This is a genomic window from Halomonas alimentaria, from assembly GCF_009902005.1.
Lineage (GTDB): Bacteria > Pseudomonadota > Gammaproteobacteria > Pseudomonadales > Halomonadaceae > Halomonas > Halomonas alimentaria.
The window spans coordinates 3,049,770-3,070,730 of sequence record NZ_WUTT01000001.1 but is presented as its reverse complement, the minus strand read 5'-3'; the positions used below and the strand labels follow the sequence as shown (position 1 = coordinate 3,070,730).

18 protein-coding genes are annotated in these 20,961 nt (G+C 65.8%); 2 read left to right on the top strand and 16 right to left on the bottom strand.

Features of this window, described 5'->3' with window-relative positions; genetic code table 11:
* Positions 1 to 278: 278 nt before the first annotated feature.
* Complete coding sequence (locus GRB96_RS14485) at positions 279 to 1,313, top strand: L,D-transpeptidase family protein (RefSeq protein ID WP_161432780.1); 1,035 nt, start codon at positions 279 to 281, stop codon at positions 1,311 to 1,313.
* 104 nt (positions 1,314 to 1,417) lie between these two features.
* On the opposite strand, the gene GRB96_RS14480 is transcribed toward GRB96_RS14485, so the two are convergent.
* The 9 genes from GRB96_RS14480 to GRB96_RS14440 all read right to left on the bottom strand — a co-directional run bounded on the left by GRB96_RS14480 (position 1,418) and on the right by GRB96_RS14440 (position 11,970).
* Positions 1,418 to 1,681 (bottom strand): Lpp/OprI family alanine-zipper lipoprotein, encoded by a 264-nt coding sequence (locus GRB96_RS14480; protein ID WP_161432779.1) that lies wholly within the window; start codon positions 1,679 to 1,681, stop codon positions 1,418 to 1,420.
* A 196-nt stretch (positions 1,682 to 1,877) separates the two neighbouring features.
* Positions 1,878 to 2,492, bottom strand: a complete 615-nt coding sequence (locus GRB96_RS14475) for a L,D-transpeptidase family protein (protein ID WP_161432778.1) — start codon at positions 2,490 to 2,492, stop codon at positions 1,878 to 1,880.
* A 149-nt stretch (positions 2,493 to 2,641) separates the two neighbouring features.
* The gene (locus GRB96_RS14470; RefSeq protein WP_161432777.1) at positions 2,642 to 4,234 is read right to left on the bottom strand and encodes an ABC-F family ATPase; all 1,593 of its coding nucleotides are present in this window, start codon (positions 4,232 to 4,234) and stop codon (positions 2,642 to 2,644) included.
* A 338-nt stretch (positions 4,235 to 4,572) separates the two neighbouring features.
* Positions 4,573 to 5,004, bottom strand: coding sequence for a hypothetical protein (locus tag GRB96_RS14465; protein WP_161432776.1), 432 nt, complete (start codon positions 5,002 to 5,004; stop codon positions 4,573 to 4,575).
* Between the two features lie 10 nt (positions 5,005 to 5,014).
* Entirely contained in the window at positions 5,015 to 5,479 is a 465-nt protein-coding gene (locus GRB96_RS14460) for a 2-hydroxyacyl-CoA dehydratase (protein ID WP_161432775.1), read from the bottom strand.
* 143 nt (positions 5,480 to 5,622) lie between these two features.
* Positions 5,623 to 6,096, bottom strand: coding sequence for an NYN domain-containing protein (locus GRB96_RS14455; protein ID WP_161433152.1), 474 nt, complete (start codon positions 6,094 to 6,096; stop codon positions 5,623 to 5,625).
* Between the two features lie 5 nt (positions 6,097 to 6,101).
* Positions 6,102 to 6,566 (bottom strand): DUF6586 family protein, encoded by a 465-nt coding sequence (locus tag GRB96_RS14450; RefSeq protein ID WP_161432774.1) that lies wholly within the window; start codon positions 6,564 to 6,566, stop codon positions 6,102 to 6,104.
* A complete protein-coding gene (topA, locus tag GRB96_RS14445) occupies positions 6,563 to 9,193 on the bottom strand; it encodes a type I DNA topoisomerase (RefSeq protein WP_161432773.1) in 2,631 nt (876 codons plus the stop codon). The genes GRB96_RS14450 and topA overlap by 4 nt, the downstream gene beginning before the upstream one ends.
* Positions 9,194 to 9,435: 242 nt before the next feature.
* Positions 9,436 to 11,970, bottom strand: a complete 2,535-nt coding sequence (locus tag GRB96_RS14440; protein ID WP_420841758.1) for a DUF3141 domain-containing protein — start codon at positions 11,968 to 11,970, stop codon at positions 9,436 to 9,438.
* 307 nt (positions 11,971 to 12,277) lie between these two features.
* Between GRB96_RS14440 and lipA the strand changes: the two genes are divergently transcribed.
* Positions 12,278 to 13,336 carry a lipoyl synthase gene (gene lipA / locus GRB96_RS14435; protein ID WP_161432772.1) on the top strand — a complete coding sequence of 353 codons (1,059 nt, stop codon included), beginning with the start codon at positions 12,278 to 12,280 and terminating at the stop codon, positions 13,334 to 13,336.
* An 80-nt stretch (positions 13,337 to 13,416) separates the two neighbouring features.
* Here lipA and lipB read toward each other — a convergent pair whose 3' ends face one another.
* The 7 genes from lipB to mrdA all read right to left on the bottom strand — a co-directional run bounded on the left by lipB (position 13,417) and on the right by mrdA (position 20,958).
* Positions 13,417 to 14,103, bottom strand: coding sequence for a lipoyl(octanoyl) transferase LipB (gene lipB, locus GRB96_RS14430; protein WP_161432771.1), 687 nt, complete (start codon positions 14,101 to 14,103; stop codon positions 13,417 to 13,419).
* A complete protein-coding gene (locus tag GRB96_RS14425) occupies positions 14,103 to 14,414 on the bottom strand; it encodes an HP0495 family protein (RefSeq protein WP_161432770.1) in 312 nt (103 codons plus the stop codon). Before GRB96_RS14425 ends, lipB begins: the two co-directional genes overlap by 1 nt.
* Positions 14,415 to 14,545: 131 nt before the next feature.
* On the bottom strand, positions 14,546 to 15,757 hold the full coding sequence (locus GRB96_RS14420; protein ID WP_161432769.1) for a D-alanyl-D-alanine carboxypeptidase family protein: 1,212 nt from the start codon (positions 15,755 to 15,757) through the stop codon (positions 14,546 to 14,548).
* A 47-nt stretch (positions 15,758 to 15,804) separates the two neighbouring features.
* A complete protein-coding gene (locus GRB96_RS14415; RefSeq protein ID WP_420841757.1) occupies positions 15,805 to 16,779 on the bottom strand; it encodes a septal ring lytic transglycosylase RlpA family protein in 975 nt (324 codons plus the stop codon).
* Positions 16,776 to 17,846 (bottom strand): lytic murein transglycosylase B, encoded by a 1,071-nt coding sequence (mltB, locus tag GRB96_RS14410; RefSeq protein ID WP_161432768.1) that lies wholly within the window; start codon positions 17,844 to 17,846, stop codon positions 16,776 to 16,778. The genes GRB96_RS14415 and mltB overlap by 4 nt, the downstream gene beginning before the upstream one ends.
* A 40-nt stretch (positions 17,847 to 17,886) precedes the next feature.
* Positions 17,887 to 19,047 carry a rod shape-determining protein RodA gene (gene rodA / locus GRB96_RS14405; RefSeq protein WP_161432767.1) on the bottom strand — a complete coding sequence of 387 codons (1,161 nt, stop codon included), beginning with the start codon at positions 19,045 to 19,047 and terminating at the stop codon, positions 17,887 to 17,889.
* Positions 19,048 to 19,050: 3 nt separating this feature from the next.
* A complete protein-coding gene (gene mrdA / locus GRB96_RS14400) occupies positions 19,051 to 20,958 on the bottom strand; it encodes a penicillin-binding protein 2 (RefSeq protein ID WP_161432766.1) in 1,908 nt (635 codons plus the stop codon).
* Positions 20,959 to 20,961: the final 3 nt, after the last annotated feature.

Here is a 20,961-nt window from a genome sequence, read left to right as displayed (position 1 = left end):
GCAAGCCAGGATGATATTGCTCACATCGCTGGAAGCAACAGGTTTTCCTTGAAACTTGCTCCTTGTGGCTTGTGGCTGGCCGAAGGCCCAAGGGTTTCCTTGAAACTTGCTCCTTGTAGCTTGTGGCTTCTGGCTGGCCGAAGGCCTAGCAGAACTGGCGAACCGCCGACTTTCCCTGCACTCTATAGGGTTATAGAAACGTCTCATCGCACCGACCACCGGCACCGGTCAAGGGAATAACCGGTGACCCTACAGCTTCCCGGAGTTGAACGACCCTGATGAATATCCTGACACTGACCCCTCGCGGCCTTTGCCGCGCCATGGCAATAGGATTCGGTGCCCTGCTCGCCTCCGGTGCGCAGGCTGCCACTCCTGCCTATGAAGATGTCCATGAGCTGCCGCGTGGCCATTACGCGTTGCCCGAGGAAGGCAGCGTGATAGGCGAAAGCTATACGGTCACCGTCGAGGAGGGAGACACCCTTATCGACATCGCCCGCGAGCACAACGTCGGCTACGAAGAGATCCGGATGGCCAATCCGGATGTCAGTATCTGGGCTCCCTTCGCCGATACCGAGGTCACCATTCCGGCTCGCCGGGTGCTGCCCGATACCAAGCGGGATGGCATCGTGATCAACCTTTCAGAACTGCGCCTCTACTACTTCTCGGAGCCCGGCGTGGTGGAGACCTACCCGATCAGCGTGGGCCGCGAGGAGTTCTCCACGCCGGTCGGGGTGACCAAGACCACCATCAAGGTCAAGGACCCGGCGTGGTCACCGCCCGCCTCGATGCGCCGTGAGGCCGCCGCCCGTGGCGAGCCGGCGCCGTCGGTGGTCCCTGCTGGCCCCGACAATCCGCTGGGCCGCCACGCCATCCTGCTGGGCATCCCCAGCTATCTGATCCACGGTACCAACAAGCCCGAGGGGGTCGGCATGCGTGTGAGTCGCGGCTGCATCCGCATGTTCCCCGAGGATATCGAATCGCTCTACGAGCGCGTTCCCAGCGGCACCCGGGTCAACATCATCGACCAGCCGTTCAAGGCCGGCTGGACGGCGGATGGCGAGCTGCTGGCCCAGTCCTATCCGGCACTGGAAGAGAATCGCGAAGGCTTCGAGCCGCTGATGTTCGCCATGGACAAGGTGGCCCAGGTCTTCGGCGAGGAGCAGCCTCCGGTGGACTACAAGCGCCTGCGCGCGCTGGTGGAGTCCCCCGATGGCCAGGCCATCTCGCTGCTCAAGACGGCCGAGGAAGAACCGACCCCGGAGCCGGCCGAACCGCGCAACCTCTATGAGTCCATCGCCATCGCCGAGCGCTAAGCATCGGAACCACAATCCGGAAACAAGAAGACCCCGCCGAGGCGGGGTCTTCTGTTCCTGCACAACCGCCATCGCCCTGAGGCGATGTCAGCACTCCAGCAGAATTACTTCTGCATGGAGCGGCTGAACATGCGGTTCATTTCGTCGCGGTTCTGCTCGGACATCTGCAGAGCCGCCTGGGCATCACGCTGGGCCTGGTTGGCGGTGTTCTGCGCCTGAACAGCGATGCTGCGAGCTTCTGCAGCGTCGGCCTGTGCAGACTCAGCGGTCATGCGAACCTCTTCCAGGGCACTGGTGGAAGCACAGCCAGCCAGGATGGCCAGAGAGGCAGCGGCGGCGGTCAGCTTCAGGGTGGTCTTCAGAGTCATGGTGTTCTCCTTGGGTCTTCCTTGGTACTGCGTTGAAAGAAGCCTGAAAGTCAGGCGTCTTGCCTGCGACTGCAGGCGCGTCTGCAGCGACTTGTGCTCGAAACAACTTGTACTCGAAGCACGGGAGTCAAACGCTGTTTTATTATACGCAACGGCGCTTGTCCATCGCTTTAACGTCCCTTGCGCATGTACCAGCCTAGCGGATCACGACGCGTGTGCCAATATCGATCAACGCCGCCAACCGCTCGATCTGCTCATCGGTCACCGCTACGCACCCCTGGGTCCAGTGAAACTGGCGATGAATATCGGGGTCTCCCTTGCCCACGCCGTGCAGGCCGATGAAGCCACCCAGGGCGGTATCCTGGGGAGGATACCCGTTGGCCCGGTAGTAGCGGAAATAGTCGTCGTAGTCCTGCTGGGTGAAGATGCCCTCATCCAGTGCGACACGCGCATGGGTCGGCGTCGGGTAGTCGAGCCCGACGAACAGGTGCCAGTCGCTCTCGTGGTTGAAGCGATTGACGCGAAACTCCCCCTTGGGGGTGGCCCCGCTGCCCTTCAGGCGCATGGGGCGAGCCCCGCCGCGCCCCAGCGAAATGGGCACGTAGCGCACAAGTTCGCGGTTGCCGCGGTAGACGATGAGCGTGGCCTCGCTGTCATCCACCAGCACCCAGACCTCGTCGGCGTGGCGCGGCAGGTGCGCCCGGGTGAGCTGTGTCTCGACCAGGTTGGCCCGGGCAGAGCCGACGCCCAGCAGCGCCAGCGGGGTGGCAAGGACGAGTCGACTGAAGCGACGGCGTGAGAGTGAAGGCATCGTGTGGGAACTCTTAGCACTGATATCGAGCGCCATCGATTCGTCGCGACGGCGCGGCTAGGGGATTTATAGCGTATCGGCAGGCCACCTGTCAGGCCCGTCAGACGGGCAGTGTCGCCAGCCCCACAACAGCCGAGCTGTCGGCAGGGTCAGCCGAACAGGCCCTGGCTGCGCAGGTAGTCGTCATAGCCGCCGCTGAAGTCGGTGATCCCCTCTGCGCTCATGTCGAGGATCCGGGTCGCCAGCGAGGAGACGAACTCGCGGTCGTGGCTGACGAAGATCAGGGTCCCGGGGTAGTTCTCCAGGGCCAGGTTGAGTGCCTCGATGGACTCCATGTCCAGGTGGTTGGTGGGCTCGTCCATCAGCAGCACATTGGGGCGGGTCAGGGCCAGCTTGCCGAACAGCATGCGGCCCTGCTCGCCGCCGGAGATCACCCTGACCGACTTGCCGATATCGTCGCTGGAGAACAGCATCCTGCCCAGGGCGCCACGCACCTCCTGCTCGCCGCCGTCGGTCCACTGGGCCATCCACTCGTAGAGGGTGGCGTCGTTGGCGAAGTCATCGGCGTGATCCTGGGCGAAGACCCCAAGATCGGCGCTATCGGTCCACTTCACGCTGCCGGAAAGCGGCGCCAGCTCACCGGCCAGGGTACGCAGCAGGGTGGTCTTGCCGATACCGTTGGGGCCGATGATGGCGATACGCTCGCCGGCCTCCACGGTCATGCCAAACCCTTCGACCAGCGCGGGCTCGCTGCCGAAGCCCTGTGTGAGGCCCTCGACGTTGACCGCGTTGCGGTGGATCTTCCTGGCCTGCTCGAAGCGGATGAACGGGCTGACCCGGCTCGAGGGCTTGATCTCCTCGAGCTTGATCTTCTCGATCTGGCGCGCCCGGGAGGTGGCCTGCTTGGCCTTGGAGGCGTTGGCCGAGAAGCGGCTGACGAAGGCCTGCAGGTCGGCGATCTGCGCCTTCTTCTTGGCGTTGTCGGCGTGCTGGCGTTCGCGGGCGGCGGTGGCGGCGGTCATGTACTCGTCGTAGTTGCCCGGGAAGAGCCGGATCTCGCCATAGTCCAGGTCCGCCATGTGCGTGCAGACGCTGTTGAGGAAGTGGCGGTCGTGGGAAATGATGATCATGGTGCTGTTGCGCGCCGTGAGCATCCCCTCGAGCCAGCGGATGGTGTTGATATCCAGGTGGTTGGTGGGCTCGTCGAGGAGCAGCACATCGGGGTCGGCGAACAGCGCCTGGGCGAGCAGCACGCGCAGCTTCCAGCCCGGGGCGATCTCGCTCATGGGGCCCGCATGCTGGTGCAGCGGGATACCCAGTCCCAGCAGCAGTTCACCGGCCCGGGACTCGGCGGTGTAGCCGTCGAGCTCGGCGAAGCGCACCTCGAGGTCGGCCACGGCCATGCCGTCCGCCTCGCTCATCTCGGGCAGCGAGTAGATGCGCTCACGCTCGGCGGCCACCTGCCACAGTTCGGTATTGCCCATGATCACGGTGTCGATGACCCGCTCCTCCTCGAAGGCGAACTGGTCCTGGCGCAACTTGCCGAGGCGGGCACCGGACTCGACCATCACCTGACCCGAGGAGGGCTCCAGGTCACCGCCGAGGATCTTCATGAAGGTGGACTTGCCGCAACCGTTGGCACCGATCAGGCCGTAGCGGTGACCGTTGCCGAACTTGATGGAGACGTTCTCGAACAGGGGCCTGGCCCCGAACTGCATGGTGATGTTGGCGGTGGAGATCAAGGAGAGGGTCCGGTGGGTACATGGAAGGGGGCGCGATTGTACCGGTTATGGACGCCCTTCACACCGTCCCTGCTTCAAGGCACAGGGCTATTGCAGATGGCAGAACCACTCCAGGCTTTCCCGGCGACAGGACTTCGAGGGGGCGCTGTGAACCCCTCCCTGGGCGCTACCGATGCCATCCCTGGCATAGGACCCCCTCTTCGCCCTGTCCCCGGCGCCTGTGGCTATCGCCGCATGGCTACTAACTGCGATAACCCTGCTTCAAGGCAGCTATCGTCGCCTTAGCGCGGCAAAGCAGCCCTCCCAAAGAACCCCCTATCGCCAACCAAGGAGCGCATTCACTCCTGGCGCTCCACGGTGAAGATGGCCTGCAGCTTGTCCTTCCTCCCGTAGAGATGGACGGTGGTGCGGTCGAAGGGGAAGCGCTCCAGGTAGGGGCTGTCCTGGTTCAGGCGGGGCTTGTGGGCATGAATCATGGCCGCCTTGAGGCGTTCACGGTTGGCCTTGCCGCAGGGACCGATGGAGTACCACAGCGCCTCGCCGGGCTGCAGGCACGCTTCCCAGCGTGGGCGAGACTCATCATGCTGGATACCGTAGTGGGCGCTGCCGCTCTCCCCGACATAAAGCAGCTCCTGGGCCTCCATGACACCGGTTTCAGGATCATTGGCTGCACGGTAGATGCAGTAGATCCCTGGCTCATCGGTGGCCTGGGCAATATCCGCATCGCTCCAGTAGCCCAGCATCTTGGGGGAGAGTATCTGGTCGTTCATGGCGGTCTCCTCAGTAGTCCTCGAGTCGTTGCATGTCACGGGCGATGCGCCGCACCTCCCCCTCGTGACCGCGGGAGAGGGCCTCGAAGAATTCGCGTTCGTCACTGCCGGCGGCACGCTCGGCACGATGGTCGTAGAGGTCCTGCAAGGTGCGATGTGCCGTCAACGCCGTGGAGAGTACGGACTGCACATTGCTGCAATCGATGCACTCGGGCAGGCGTTCGAGCACCGGCGGGTGCGGAAAATCGGCCGGGTCATCGAACCACGCCTCGAGCACCGCGCCGTGGTCGCTTCCGTCCTGGCGATACTCGGTGAGCTCCTGCTCCATCTTCCGCTCGTGCTCGGCCAGATACTCGAGGGCCATCTGTACCCGCTCGCCCACCTCGCCACCGGCCAGCGCCGCATACTGCTCGGCGAGACGCCGATGATAACCGGCCGCCCAGTCGACCAGTTCCTTCACCTGATGAAACCGCATGGCGTGTCCCCTTCTCGCTGATATCACTGACTGGCAATCATCTCGCCTGACCGACGGCGCGCCTTTACCTTCAGCGTAGACAAGCTGGCAGCCCAGCGCTTGATGTGTATCAACCAAAGACGATACAGCCGGAGCCGATAGAGCTAGAGCAGTAGCGAACCCTCGATGGGAACGAAATCGCTGGCCACGCGGATCAGCGAGCCTGCGGTAAGGGATTCCACGCCGACGACGGTGACCTTGACACCGCAGCGCTCGCGAAGGCGGGTCACCAGCAGATCGAAATCACCATCGCCGGAGACCAGCACCACATGATCGACCCGAGGGCCCGCCTCCATGGCGTCCAGGGTAATGCCGACATCCCAGTCGCCCTTGGCGGAGCCATCGCGGCGCTGGATGAAGGGCTTGAGCTTCACGCTGAAGCCGATGCCACGCAGGATCTCCTGAAATTGGCGCTGGCGAGGATCGCCTCGATCCACGGCATAGGCATTGGCCACCACGACTTCGCGGCCGGACGCGAAGCGCGCCCAGAAGGCGTGGTAGTCGAAATGTCGGCCGAAGGCCTGGCGGGAGGTGTAGTAGACGTTCTGGACGTCGACGAAGATGGCAAGGCGCTGCAGGTGGCCTACCACTCCTGACTGGTCTCGCGCAGGGCGGCGATCTCGGCTTTGGCCTGGCGCAGGCAGCCGCCAAGCTCACTGCCCAGCTCGGCACCGCCGCCCACGGCGATCAGGCCGGCGGCGGCTCCACCCCGCCGTCGAGCGACGCCATCGTCGCCGTGCAGCGCCTCGAGCCTGGCGATCAGCCAGTGGAGCCAGCTGCCCTCCCGGGCAGCCAGCTCACGCAGGCGGTGCAGTTCGGCGATGCCGGCCCCTTCGGGGCCCAGCAGCTCACGCCAATCATGGCCGGGCAGGCGCGCATGCTCGGTCACCTCGCGCAACAGCGACTCGAGCGCCAGCTCGGTGAGCGCCAGGGCGCCCTCCTCGGCCGCCATGCGCCGCGCCTCGACGTGCTCGTCGTCACCCGGTGAGATGTCGAGCAGCAGCTCGGCCTGGTAGAACAACTGGTTGGTCCGGGAGCGTGGCGTCACTTGCGCTTGTCCTCCACCTGCCACCTCTTGCCATCATAGGTGGCCTTCCAGCCGGTGGCCTTGCCATTCTCGTCACTCATCACGAACTGCTCCTTGGCCTTGCGCGAGAAGCGGATCTGAGCGGGACGCCCATCCGGGTCCTCGCTGGGTGCGTCGAGCAGGTAGCGATACTTCTCGGGTAGCTCCTCGGCGTGGGCCTTGAGCTCCTTGACCAGAGGCGGACGGGTCTCGCGGTTCTTGGGGAACTTGCTGGCCGCCAGGAACAGACCGCTGGCACCGTCACGCAGCACGTAGTGGTCGTCGACCTTCTGGCAGGCCAGCTCCGGCATGTCGATGGGATCCATCTTGGGTGGCGCCACCTCGCCACTGCGCAGCAGCTTGCGGGTGTTCTTGCACTCGCTGTTGGTGCAACCGAAGTACTTGCCGAAGCGCCCACTCTTGAGCTGCATCTCGCTGCCGCACTTGTCGCACTCGATGGTCGGCCCGTCGTAGCCCTTGATGCGGAACTTGCCGTGTTCCACCTCATAGCCATCGCAGTCAGGGCTGTTGCCGCAGATATGCAGCTTGCGCGTCTCATCGATCAGGTAGCTGTCCATGGCGGTGCCGCATTTCGGACAGCGGTGCTTGGCGCGCAGCGCATCGGTCTCGGCCTCCTCATCGGCGTCGGCGGCCACGGCCTCTTCGCCGGGAAGCAGGTCGATGGTGGTCTTGCAGCGCTCCTTGGGCGGCAGGTTGTAGCCGGAACAGCCCAGGAAGACTCCGGTGGAGGCGGTACGGATCTGCATCTTGCGCCCGCAGGTGGGGCAGTCGATGTCGGTGGGTACCGGCTGGTTGGGGCGCATGCCCTCCTCGCTCTGGGCCGCGTCGAGCTCCTTCTTGAATTCGGCATAGAAGGCATCGAGCAGCGCCTGCCAGTTGCGCTCGCCGTCGGCCACCTCGTCGAGGCCGTCCTCCATGCGCGCCGTGAAGGAGTAGTCCATCAGGTCGGGGAAGGACTCCTTGAGGCGCTCGGTGACGATATCGCCGAGCTTCTCGGCATAGAAGCGGCGGTTCTCCAGCTTGACGTAGCCGCGGTCCTGGATGGTGGAGATGATTGCCGCATAGGTGGAGGGGCGGCCGATACCGCGCTTCTCCAGTTCCTTGACCAGGCTCGCCTCGGTATAGCGCGCCGGCGGCTTGGTAAAGTGCTGCCTGGGATCCAACACCTCCAGGCTCATGGCGGTGCCCTCGGCGAGGTCCGGCAACGACTGGTCCTCGTCCTTGCGGCCCATGGGCTTCATCACCCGGGTATAGCCGTCGAACTTGAGCACGCGACCCTTGGCTCGCAGCTCATAGCCATCGGCCTCGACGGTCAGGACGGTAGAGAGATACTCGGCCGGGGTCATCTGGCAGGCCACGAACTGACGCCAGATCAGCTCATAGAGGCGCTCGGCGTCACGCTCCATGCCCGCCAAGTCGGTGGCTCGCCGCCCCACCTCGGAGGGTCGGATCGCCTCGTGGGCCTCCTGGGCGCCCTCCTTGCTGGAGTAGCGCAGGGGCGATTCGGGCAGATAGCGCGGGCCGAATTCCTCGCCGATGAAGTCACGCACGCTCTCCACCGCATCCTTCGAGAGGTTGGTGGAGTCGGTACGCATGTAGGTGATATAGCCGGCCTCATAGAGGCGCTGAGCCAGGGTCATGGTCTTCTTCACCGAGAAGCCCAGCCGGCCGCTGGCGGCCTGCTGCAGGGTCGACGTGATGAAGGGGGCATTGGGCTTGGAGCGGGTCGGCTTGTCCTCCCGCGCGGTGATCGCAAGGCTCGCCTTGCGCAGCGCGGCGATACGCTCCAGGGTCTCGGCCTCGGAGGTGGGCCGGAAGGCCTTGCCGTCCTGGCGCACCAATTCGAAGCGCACCGGCTCGCCGCTGTCGGCAACCAGGTCGGCATGGACGTCCCAGAACTCCTCGGGGACGAAGGCGCGGATCTCGCGCTCACGCTCGACGATCAGCCGCATCGCCACCGACTGCACGCGCCCTGCCGAGAGCCCACGGGCCACCTTGGCCCACAGCAGCGGCGAGAGCATGAAGCCCACTACCCGGTCGAGGAAACGCCTCGCCTGCTGGGCCTCGACACGCGGGATATTGAGGCTGCCGGGATCCTGGAAGGCCTCCTGGATGGCATTCTTGGTGATCTCGTTGAAGACCACGCGCTTGTAGCGGGCCTCGTCACCACCGATGGTCTCGCGCAGGTGCCAGGCGATGGCCTCCCCCTCGCGGTCAAGGTCGGTGGCGAGATAGACGGCATCGGCCTTCTCGGCGAGCTTCTTGAGCTCGGCAACGACCTTCTCCTTGCCGGGCAGGATCTCGTAGTTGGCCTTCCAACCGTGCTCAGGGTCGATCCCCATGCGGCGGATCAGCTGATCCTGGGCCTTCTGCCGGCGATGCTCGGCTTTCTCTTCCGGCGACATCTTGCGCGTTGCCGCGGCCTGCCGGGCACGCTCCTTGGGATCGGAGGCTGCCTTGCCCGAGCCGCTGGTCGGCAGGTCGCGGATATGACCCACGCTGGACTTCACGATGAAGTCGCTGCCGAGATACTTGTTGATTGTCTTCGCCTTGGCCGGCGACTCGACGATGACCAGTGACTTGCCCATAGTGCTCCACTAAGTGTCGGTGACACGAGCCCGGTGCCGTGCCTGGCGAATTCCTGCCGCCCTGCTCGGGCGGGTGAAAAATGCGCTTACCCTACCCCAGCGCCAGGCGTCACGCCAGTGGCGCACCCGGGCCGGCCTTCTGACCCTAGACCGCGTATCCCGCCTGGGCAAGCGGCTATCACATACGACAGCGCCCCCGCCGCACGGAGCGACGGGGGCGCCGGATAGCGCTGGGTAAGCGATCAGCGCGAGTTGTTGCCGCCCCGCGGCTTGCGGCGGTTAGTGGTGCCGCGACGCCGTGCTGGCGTGGGCTTGGCCGCCGGCTTGGCGCTCGGCTCGGCCTCTGCCTTGGCGGGCTCGGCCTCTGCCTTGGCGGGCTCGGCCTCTGCCTTGGCAGGCTCGGGCTCAGCCACTGGCTCGACTGTCTCCTGGTGCCGATCCTCGGCCGCGGCCTTCACATCGGCGCCAGACGCCGCGCGGGCCTCCATCAGCCCCTCCAGTTCGTGGTAGGCCTGGCGCTGCGCCTGGGCCTGGCTGCCGATCCACTCCTCGGCCTCGGCGCGAGCCTCCGCCTCGATCCGCGGCGCATGGTCGATGGCACGTTCGAAGAGCCCACGCACCCTTTCCAGACGCTCGGTGGAGTTATCGAAGAGCTCGCCGCTGGCCGCCAGCACATGCTCGATATGCTCAAGATGTGCTGCGATCTGCTCGGCAGTCTGCCCCTTGAGCAGCGCCGGCAGTGCCTCGACGGCCGCCTCGCGATCCAGCTTGAGGATAAAGAACTGCTCGCGCATCAGGCACTTGAAGTCGGCCAGCGAGAGCTGCGGCTCGAGCTCGGCATGCGAGGCACGCAGGCGCTTGAAGTTACGCTCGTCGGTGGAGGGGGCACCACCCAGAACGAAGATCAGCGCGCGGACGACCGCCTCGTGGCTGCCCCCCTCGGCGACCCGCTCACCAAGCTCGGCCCGGCGACGCTCGATGAAGCGGCGATGTTCGGGTTCGGCACCGGGACGGCGACGATGCACGTGGGCATCACCACCCAGCCCCACCAGGGACTGCAGCAACGGCTGGCCGTAGACATCCAGGAACAGACGCTCCGTGGCACCGTCACGCAGATCGCGCCAGGCGTTGAAGCTGCGGGTGATCTGGTCCGAGGCGATCGACTCCAGCACGCGGAAGAGGTTGTCCTCATCCAGCGGGTGGCGATCGGCACGGATGCGCTCGGCCAGCACCGGGATCGACGCCATCAGCGGGTTGCGGTCCGAGAGCAACCGGTAGCCCAGGCGATTGGGGTGCATCCGGCGCATCCAGTGGGCCGACTCGGGGGTGGCCAGGGCACGCACCCAGGGCTGCACGAAGAGCCGATAGAGCCCCAGATTGATCTCGGAGAGACGCGCCACGGTAGCGAAGCGGGTATCGTCGTCAGCGCGGTGCTGGACTACCTCGTCGAGTTCGTCGACGCTGCGCGGCGTGAATTCCAGCAGGTAATCGCGCTCGATCAGCTCACTGTCGTCATGCTCTTCGGCCTCCGAGATCGTGGTCTCGTAGAGGCCGGGCGGTAGCACATCGATATAGTCCATGTTGGCGGTGAACTCGGTGTGCTCCTTGCGCGACACGCTGCCCGAGACAAAGATACCCAGGTGGCCCGTGGTGTCGTGGACGCAGTAGACGATGGTCTGCTCGTTGGCGACGATGTCGTCACTGCCTTCGTAGAGGTCGCGCACCCAGCCCAGCGCCTGGGGGGGCGGAGTAATGTCGTCGCCCTGGGAGCAGAACACCACCACCGGCGAGCGCACGTTGCGCAGGTCGATGCGCCGCCCATCGGAGGTCACCAGCTGCGCGGTGGATAGCCGGTTGCCGACGAACAGGTTGTCGACAATGTACTGGATCTCGTCACCACCCAGCACGACATGGCCGCCCCACCAGCGCTCGAACTCGAGGTAGCGCTCCGCCTCGGTATCCACCTTGGAGTAGAGGCGGTACTGCTTGGTCCAGAAGGTGTTGGCCGGGTTGAGGTTCTCGAAGTTCTGCACCAGCCAGGCGCCGTCGAAGGTTCCGTCACCCAGGTCGCTGAACAGTGAGGTCATCCAGCTGCCGCCGGTCATCCCGCCGGTGTAGCGCATGGGCGCGTTGCCGCGCTCGCCCGCCCAGTAGGAGAGCGGCGCACCGGCGATCAGGATCGGCCCGAACAGGTCAGGCTCCAGGGAAGCGGCCATCATCACCTGCCAGCCCGCCTGGCAATTGCCCACCACCATGGGCTTCTCGGAGAGCTCGGTGTGGCGCTCGTTGACATGACGCAGGAAGGCCACCTCGGCCTCGACCACGTCCTCGACCTGCTGGCCGGGCACCGGGTAGGGAAGAAAGCCGATGAAATAGCAGGGGTGTCCGGCACGCAGTGCCACGCCGATCTCGCTGTCGGGCTTGAAGCCGCCGATGCCCGGGCCGTGGCCGGCCCGAGGGTCGACCACGACGAAGGGACGCATCTGCAGATCGGTAGGCTGGCCGGCCGGCGGCACGATGCGCAGCAGCTCATAGTTGACCGGGCGCGGCAGATCACGGCCGTCCATCAGCACTTCGGCGTCGAATCCCAGTACACTGGGCTTGGTCTGCTCGATATGCTCCAGGTACTGGTTGCCACGCAGGCGCATCACGTCCAGATAGAGCACGCTGCGCTCTACGGCGTCGAGCCAGTAGCGGCCCGCGGCGCGCCCGAAGCCAAAGGGATCGACAAGGGAAAGCGCATCGGCCGGGGGTGTCGGCATCGGAAGGGTCATCATGGTGACCTCCTGGCGTTGGCGATCAGGGGAAAGGGAACTCGGGTCGTCAATCCGGTCTTTGCTGCATTGCAATATAACGCACTTTTCTGGCCACGACGAGTCCGATCTCGCTTCCCGGATCCCCCGGGACGCCTCCGGCACAGATCCAGGCGCCCTCCGATACCATGCCGAGTGCGCGCAGCTATGGTAAATTGGCGCCTGTTACCAGCAACCCAACAGCGCCAAGGCGGGCCAGGCCAACGCCCTACATAACGGGCAATATGGCCACGCCGGCCCGAACGACGCCGAGCGGAGGGGCTCACACCCAATGAGCGACAGCACCCCGAAAACCACCATCGCCAGCGGCAAGAAGTTTCGCACGGAGCACGGCTTCGCCGCCATCAAGGACGGTATCAAGCAGCGTTCCCAGCAGGACGAGGGCGGCGGCGTCTCGGGCCGCAAGCCGAAGTGGCTGCGCGCCCAGATCCCTGGTGGCGAGCGCTTCGAGGCCGTCAAGCGCAACGTCAGCGAACATCGCCTGAGCACGGTCTGCGCCGAGTCACACTGCCCCAACATGGGCGAGTGCTGGAGCAACGGTACCGCCACCATCATGCTGATGGGATCGGTGTGTACCCGCGCCTGCCGCTTCTGCGCCGTGGATACCGGCAACCCGGGCGGCTGGCTGGATGCCGAGGAGCCGGCCAACACCGCCAAGTCGGTGGAACTGATGGGCCTGCGCTACGTGGTACTCACCTCGGTGGACCGGGACGACCTCGACGATGGTGGCGCCGCCCACTACGCCGCGTGCATCAGCGCCATCAAGAGCAACACCCCCGAGGTAGTGGTCGAGGCGCTGACCCCGGACTTCGACGGCGTCCACTCCGCCATCGAGCGGGTCGTCGACTCCGGCCTCGAGGTGTTCGCCCAGAACGTCGAGACCGTCGAGCGCCTGACCGATCGGGTCCGCGACCCCCGGGCTGGCTACCGCAAGACCCTCGATGTACTCGCCCACGCCAAGGCCCACAACCCCAAGGTGCTGACCAAGACCAGCCTGATGCTCGGCCTCGGCGAGACCGACGAGGAGATCCTGGCCACCTTCGACGATCTGCGCGCCATCGGCGTGGATATCGTCACCCTGGGCCAGTACCTGCGCCCCACCCGCAATCACCTGCCGGTGGAGCGCTGGGTGAGCCCCGAGGAGTTCGACCGCTACCGTCGTCTGGGACTCGAGAAGGGCTTCATGGAGGTCGCGGCGGGTCCGCTGGTGCGCTCGAGCTATCGCGCCGACCGGGTGTTCGAGAAGAACAACCTGGGACTGGCCGCCCCCGCCGAGGTGCCCGGCCAGGAGCCCGACCCCGACCGCATCGACGCCATTAACGTGGGATAACGTTGCAAGCTGCAAGCTGCAAGCTGCAAGCTGCAAGCTGCAAGCTGCAAGCTGCAGAATTATCTGACCGAGCCACTGAGCTACAAGGGGTTTCCTTGTAGCTTGTGGCTTGAAGCTAGGGTCCTGCCCAACTCCCGCGCCAGGCACTCGGCCAGGCGCTCCCCTGCCCTCTCTACATCGGGGCAGTCATCGACCAGGTCAGCCAGGCGCGTCATCGCCATGCCCGCATAGCCGCAAGGGTTGATGCGCTGAAAAGGTGAGAGGTCACCGTCGATGTTGAGCGCCACGCCGTGGAAGCTGCCGCCGCGGCGGATACGCAGTCCCAGCGAGGCGATCTTGGCTTCTCCTCCACCCGCCTGCTCCACATAGACGCCCGGTGCATCGGGGCGCGCCCGCGCTGCGACCCCGTGCTCGGCGAGCATGGCGATCACCGCGTTCTCAAGGGCACTGACCAGTTCGCGCACGCCCAGTCCGGCGCGACGCACATCGATCAGCGGATAGAGCACCACCTGGCCGGGGCCGTGGTAGGTAACCTGCCCGCCGCGGTCGGTCTGCACCACCGGGATATCGCCGGGCATCAGCAGGTGCTCGGGCTTGCCCGCCTGCCCCTGGGTGAAGACCGGGTCATGCTCGACCAGCCAGAACTGGTCGGGGGTATCGGCATCGCGCTCATCGGTGAGCGAACGCATCGCCTGCCAGACGGGCTCGTAGGGCCGGCGGCCGAGGCGATGCAGTTCGATGGGTGCAAGAGTGGGGCTAGCAGCCATCACACCACCATATGCACACGGCCGGTGGCCTTGAGCTCGACGAACAGCGCCTGTAGCTGGGCCTCGCCGGTGGCGAGGATGGTGAGCCGAACCGACTGGAAGCGGCCATTGCGGCTGTCGACCACCTGCATGGCGGCGGCATCGAACTCGGGGTCGTGGCGGCTGACGATCTGGCACACCTCCGCGGCGAAGTCATCGGCGGCGTCCCCCACCACCTTGAGCGGGTAGCGGCACGGGAAGGTGATCTTCGGCGGCTTGCCGGAGACCGGACGGCTGGGACGCCGCAGGTCGCGCAGCGACTTGTCGTTCATGCTGGTTCCAGATATTCGTGAATAGGCGACTATTTTACTCAAGGTCAGGCCTGGTGACCAATGCGCCCCCCGAACGAAGAGGAGCAAGCCCAAGCGGCTTGCTCCTCGTGGTTACACCTGGCCGATGGCGATCAGTCGAACCAGCCGCCGATCAGGTTGGAGAAGAAGCGCTGCACCTGGTCGATCAGCTTCTTGATGAAACCGCCCTCCTCGACCGTCTCAAGGGCCACCAGGGGCTGCTCGCCGACGAGCTCCTCACCAAGACTCACCTGCAGGGTGCCGACGCGGTCGCCCTGCTGGATCGGTGCCTCGAGATCGCCCTGGATATCCAGCTGTGCGGTGAGCTCCCCGTTGCGCGCGCGCGGCACAGTCATCACCACGTCGGCGTCGACACCGACGCGCAGCTCGTTGATCTCGCCGCCCCACACCCGGGGGGTATTGAGCACCGAGCCACGGTCATAGAGCTTGAGGGTCTCGAAGTAGCGGAAGCCGTAGCTGAGCAGCTTCTGGGTCTCCTGGGCACGAGCCTCCTCGGAGTTGGTACCCATCACCACCGTGATCAAGCGCATGTCGTCACGCTTGGCCGAGGCCACCAGGCAGTAGCCCGCCGCCTCGGTATGACCTGTCTTGAGGCCGTCAACGCTGGGGTCGCGCCACAGCAGGCGGTTGCGGTTGGGTTGGCGGATGTCGCTGTAGGTGAAGTACTTCTCGGCGTAGATCTTATAGTGCTCCGGGTAATCCTGGATGATATGGCGCGAGAGTTGTGCCATGTCACGGGCCGTGGAGTAATGATTCTCTGCCGGCAGGCCGGTGGCGTTGAGGAAGTTGGTGTTGGTCAGCCCCAGGCGATCGGCGTGCTGGTTCATCAGATCGGCGAAGGGCGCCTCGCCGCCAGCCAGGTGCTCGGCCACTGCCACGCTGGCATCGTTGCCGGACTGGATGATGATGCCGTAGAGCAGGTCTCGAATGGAGACCTGGGTCCCCACCTCGATGAACATCTTCGAACCTCCGGTGCGCCAGGCGTTCTCGCTGACCGGGACCATGTCGTCCATGGCAATATTACCGCGGTCGAGCTCACGCTCGACCAGGTAGGCGGTCATCAGCTTGGTGAGGCTAGCCGGCGGCAGGCGCTCGTCGGCATTGTGCTCGGCCAGCACGCGGCCGCTGTCGGCGTCCATCAGGATCCAGCCGCTCGCCGCCAGCTGAGGCGGCGAGGGAATCAGGGTCTGGGGCTGTGGAACCGGGACCTCCTGAGCCACGGCAGGTGCCGCAACGAACAGTGCCAGACAGGCCAGCAGCACCGGCAGCAGACGGCCACAACGCAGGGAAAACAGCTCTTTCATGGGGCGACTCTCGTCAGGTCTTTCTGGAAAGGGGAAATCGAGGCCGATCACTCGGCCTCCTTGACGATGAAACTTTCGGCGAAGCCGGCACGCTGCAGCGCTTCGCGCAGGGGCTCGACCTGGTCGGCGCCGGAGATGGGGCCCACCTGCACGCGATGTGCCCCCGAGGCCTCGGCCACCCGCACTGGCCGCGAAAGCTCGTTCTCCAGGCGAGTTCGCAGGGCACGGGCGCTGTCGGCGGACCCCAGCGCCGCCACCTGTAGGTAGAGCGGGCGGCGATCCGCGGGGCGGCCTTCCGCCGGGCGGCGCTCGACTGCACGGCCCTCCGCCGGGCGGGCCGCAGCGGAAGGAGCCTCGCGGGCCACGGACGTCGTCGCGGCAGCAGCCGGCTGACTCGCGACCTGACGCCCGGCGCCGGCAGCGGCTTTCGACCCGCCGTTCTCGGCGAGCCAACGGTCGACATCGATGGCCTCGACCCGCACCCGTCCGGTGCCGTTGTCGAGGATATCCAGGCGCGCCGCCGCGGCGTAGGAGAGGTCGATCTCGCGGTCGCTGTGGAAGGGGCCACGATCGTTGACCCGTACGATCACCGAGCGACCGTTATCCAGGCTGGTGACCCGGGCAAAGGTCGGCAACGGCAGCGAGCGGTGGGCGGCCGACATCTTGTACATGTCGTAGATCTCGCCGTTGGAGGTGGCGTAGCCGTGGAACTTCTCGCCATACCAGGAGGCCGTACCCTGCTTGGCGTAGCCGCTGGCGTCCGGCAGCACATGATAGGTCTTGCCCCACACCTCGTAGCTGGAGCGGTTGCCGCCCCGCGAGTGCGGTTCATGGCGAGGAATCGCGTCGGGCACCCGGCTGACGTCCGGCGGCTCCTCGGGGTAGGCGTCGCCGGACATGGCATAGCGCCCGCCGGAAGAGACCGTGGCGGCCTGGCCGGAATCGGATGGTGCGGGCCCGCCGCTACCGGCGCAGCCGGCCAGGGTGACCGCAAGGACAATGGGCAGCCAGCGCAGCATCATGGACGCGCCTCCTCGTCATCGGCATCCACCGCCTGCAACCAGTGGGCATCGAGATTGCGCGCCGTGGCGATCGCCTCGGCCAGTTCGACCGCCGCCATGGCGTAGAGATGACTGTGGTTGTAGCGGGTGATCACATAGAAGTTGAAGTCGCCCAGCACGTAGCGCCAGTTGTCCTCGCCATCCTCGAGTGCCACCGGCAGCAGGCGGCGCTCGTCGGCCAGCGCGGCGGGCACCTCGAACCCGGCGTCGCGCAGGGAGCCGGCGCTCACCGCGGGCTTTCGCGCCGCGCGGTTGAAGTCGATGGTGTCGGGGGGCGTCGCGGGTCCCTCGATTTCATGCAGGATCGGTTCACCGCCACGCCAGCCGTGCTCGGCGAAGTAGTTCGCCACGCTGCCGATGGCATCCACCGGGTTGGTCCAGAGGTCGCGCAGACCATCATCGTCGAAGTCCACGGCATAGGCACGATAGCTGGTGGGGATAAACTGCGGGTAGCCCATGGCGCCGGCGTAGGAGCCCAGCGGCTCATCCGGCGCGACCTGCTGTTCATAGGCGATCTCCAGGAAGGCGGCCAACTCGCCGCGGAAGAAGTCGCCACGGCGGGGATGATGGAAGGCCAGCGTCGCCAGCGAATCGATCACCCGATGCTTGCCGGTGATGCGCCCGTAGCGCGTCTCAACACCGAGGATGGCAGCGATGATCTCCTCGGGCACGCCGTACTCCGCCTCGGCGCGGGCAAAGGCATCGGCGTGGGCCTCCAGAAAGGCCACCCCGGCGTAAATACGCTCGTCATCCAGGAAGATCGCCCGATACTCGTCCCAGCGCAGGCGGCGTTCGGCGGCGCCGGACATGGCATCGAGCACCTCCTGACGATAGCGCGCCTGCTGCATGGCGCTCTCCAACCAGGCGCGCTCGATCCCCGCATCGGTCAGCTCATTGACCAGGGCACTCGCCCCGGCGTGGTGCTCCGGGGCAAACTCCTGAGCGGCCAGCGGCGAGCTGGCCAGCAGGGCGGCACAGGCCAGTGTGACCAGGCGCCCCTTCCTTCCCTGAATGCATGACGGCGTCATGTGCGGCCTCTCCTGTCGGTGCCCGGCCCTTGTCGCGTGGCTAGCGTGGCAGCAGCCTGCGGTGGGCATGAATGGCCATGAGAATACCGAAACCGGCCATCAAGGTCACGCTGGAGGTGCCCCCGTAGCTGACCAGTGGCAGCGGCACGCCGACCACCGGCAGGATGCCGCTGACCATGCCGACGTTGACGAACACGTAGATGAAGAAGGTCAGGATGATACTGCCGGCCAGCAGACGCCCGAAGGTCTCCTGAGCCTCGGCGGCGAGCCACAGCCCGCGGCAGACGATCAGCAGGTAGAGCAGCAGGAAGACCAGCATCCCCACCAGGCCGAACTCCTCGCCGAGCACCGCGACGATGAAATCGGTATGCCGCTCGGGCAGGAACTCGAGCTGCGACTGGGTACCTTCCATCCAGCCCTTGCCCAGCACCCCGCCGCTGCCGATGGCGGTGGTGGACTGGATGATGTTCCAGCCCGCCCCCAGCGGGTCACTATTGGGATCGAGGAAAGTCAGCACACGGCGGCGCTGGTAGTCGTGCATGTTCATCCACAGCAGCGGTAGCGCCGCCGCGGCCAGGGCACCAAGCAGGCCGATGATGCGCCAGGAGAGTCCCGCCAGCAGCACCACGAAGACCGCCGAGGCACCCACCAGCAGCGAGGTGCCGAGGTCCGGCTGCTTGGCGATCAGCACTACCGGCACTCCGACGATCAGTGCACACACGACGAGATCCCGAGCCCGGGGAGGCAGCTCCCGACGGCTGAGGTAGGCGGCCACCATCAGCGGCATCGCCAGCTTCATCAGCTCCGAGGGCTGGAAACGGATCACACCGGGGATCACCAGCCAGCGCCGGGCCCCCATGCCCATGTCGCCCACCAGCTCTACCGCCACCAGCATCATCACGCCGAGCAGGTAGGCCGGCAGTGCCCAGCGTATCAGGGTGGCCGGCGCAAACTGGGCGATCACCACCATCACCCCCAGCGCTACACCAAAGCGGATGCCCTGGGCGATGACGATATCGAGGCGCTGGCCGCTGGCGCTGTACATCACCACCAGACCGGCGCCCATCAGCAGCAGCAGCAGGCCCAGCAGCCAGGGATCCAGGTGGACGCGCTCCCAGAACCCGCGGCGACGCGACATGCCGCTGGCCGGCGCCTTGACCGGATACGGTCGCCAGCGGCGCGAGAGGTCACTCAGCGCCATGGATCAGTTCCCCGCCAGGCGTTCATCGTCTTCACCCATCTCTTCGCGAATCTCCTCGACATCGGGCTCATCGTCATCCAGCAGCCAGGCATCCGTCATCGCCCGCGCCAGATGGGCGGCATGGGTACTGCCCCCGCCGGCGTTCTCGACGATCACCGACACGGCAATCTGCGGCTCCTCGATCGGCGCGAAGGCCATGAACAGGGCGTGGTCGCGCAGGCGCTCGGCCAGTTCGTCGGCGTTGTACTTCTGGTCCTGTCCCAGCGAGAAGACCTGGGCGGTGCCCGACTTGCCGCCCATGCGGTACTCGAGCCCTACCCCGGTGCGGCGCGCGGTGCCTTCGTGGCCTGAGATCACCTTCTCCATGCCGGAGAAGACCCGGTTCCACCAGCCCTCGTTGGCCAGCTCGATATCATCAGGAGTATCGGGCAGGGGCTCCGACAGCGGCTCATCACCGAGGGTCCGGGCCAGGCGCGGCTTGACCCATTGCCCCCGATTGGCCAGCACCGCGGTGGCGGTGGCCAGCTGCAACGGTGTGAGCTGCCAGTAGCCCTGGCCGATGCCCACCGAGAGCGTCTCGCCGGGATACCACGGCTGGTTGTAGCGCTCCCGCTTCCAGTCCCGTGATGGCATCAGGGCGGCGCTCTCGCCGAAGATATCGTGGCCAACACGCGTACCGAAGCCGAAGTCGGTCATGTTCGCATGGATACGGTCGATGCCCAGGTCGTGGGCCAGGGAATAGTAGTAGGTGTTGTTGGAGACGGCGATGGAGCGCTCCATATCGACGCGCCCGTGTCCCCAGCGCAGCCAGTTGCGATAGCGGCGATCATCGTTGGGGAGCTGGAAGTACCCGGGGTCGTAGATGGTCTTGTCGGGGGTGATCACGCCCTCGGCCAGCCCGGCAAGCGCCAGGAAGGGCTTGATGGTCGAGCCGGGAGGATAGTGGCCACGAATCGCCCGGTTGTAGAGCGGCAGATCGAGATCCTCCTGGAGTCCGCGATAGGAGGCCACATCGATACCGGTGACGAACTGGTTGGTGTCGTAGCCAGGGGCCGAGACCATCGCCAGGATACCGCCGGTGGCGGGTTCGATGGCGACGATGGCGCCGCGCCGGCCGTCGAGCAGCTCGAAGGCCAGGTGCTGGAGCTCCTTGTCCAGGGTCAGGGTCAGGTCCTTGCCGGGCAATGGATCGGTGCGGCCCAGCTCACGCAGCACCCGCCCACGCGCATTCGTCTCTACCTTACGCAGTCCGGCCTCGCCATGCAGTGCGTCCTCGTAGAAGCGCTCGACGCCGGTCTTGCCGATGAAGTGGGTCCCGGCATAGCGGCCGGCATCCAGGCGTTCGAGTTCCTCGGCATTGATGCGCCCCACGTAACCCAGGGCGTGAGCCATCACCTCGGCATCGGGGTAATAGCGTAGCAGCTGGGCCTCCACCTCGACGCCTGGCAGCAAGTGACGATTGACCGCCAGCCGCGCTATCTGCCCCTCGTCGAGATCGCTCATCAGCAGCGCCGGCTGGAAGGGGCGCTGGCGCTGGCGCGAGCGCACCCGGAAGGCCTCTGCCTCTTCAGGAGAGAGCTCGAGGATCTCCACCAGTCGCGTCAGGGTGGCGTCGAGGTCCTCGACCCGCTCACGCACCAGGGTGAGGTTATAGGTCGGTCGATTCTCGGCCAGCAACTCACCGTTGCGATCGTAGATCAGGCCGCGGGTAGGTGGCAGCGGCTCGACACGCACCCGGTTCTTCTCCGAGCGAGTGGTGTAGACCTCGTGCTGAACCACCTGAAGGTAGGCCAGCCGCCCCATCAGCAGGCCGGTGAGGCTGAACACCACCACCAGCGCAAGCAGCGCACGCACCCGGAAGATGCGCAGCTCCTGCTCGGGGCTCTTGAGGTTATGACGTGACTTGCGCATCGG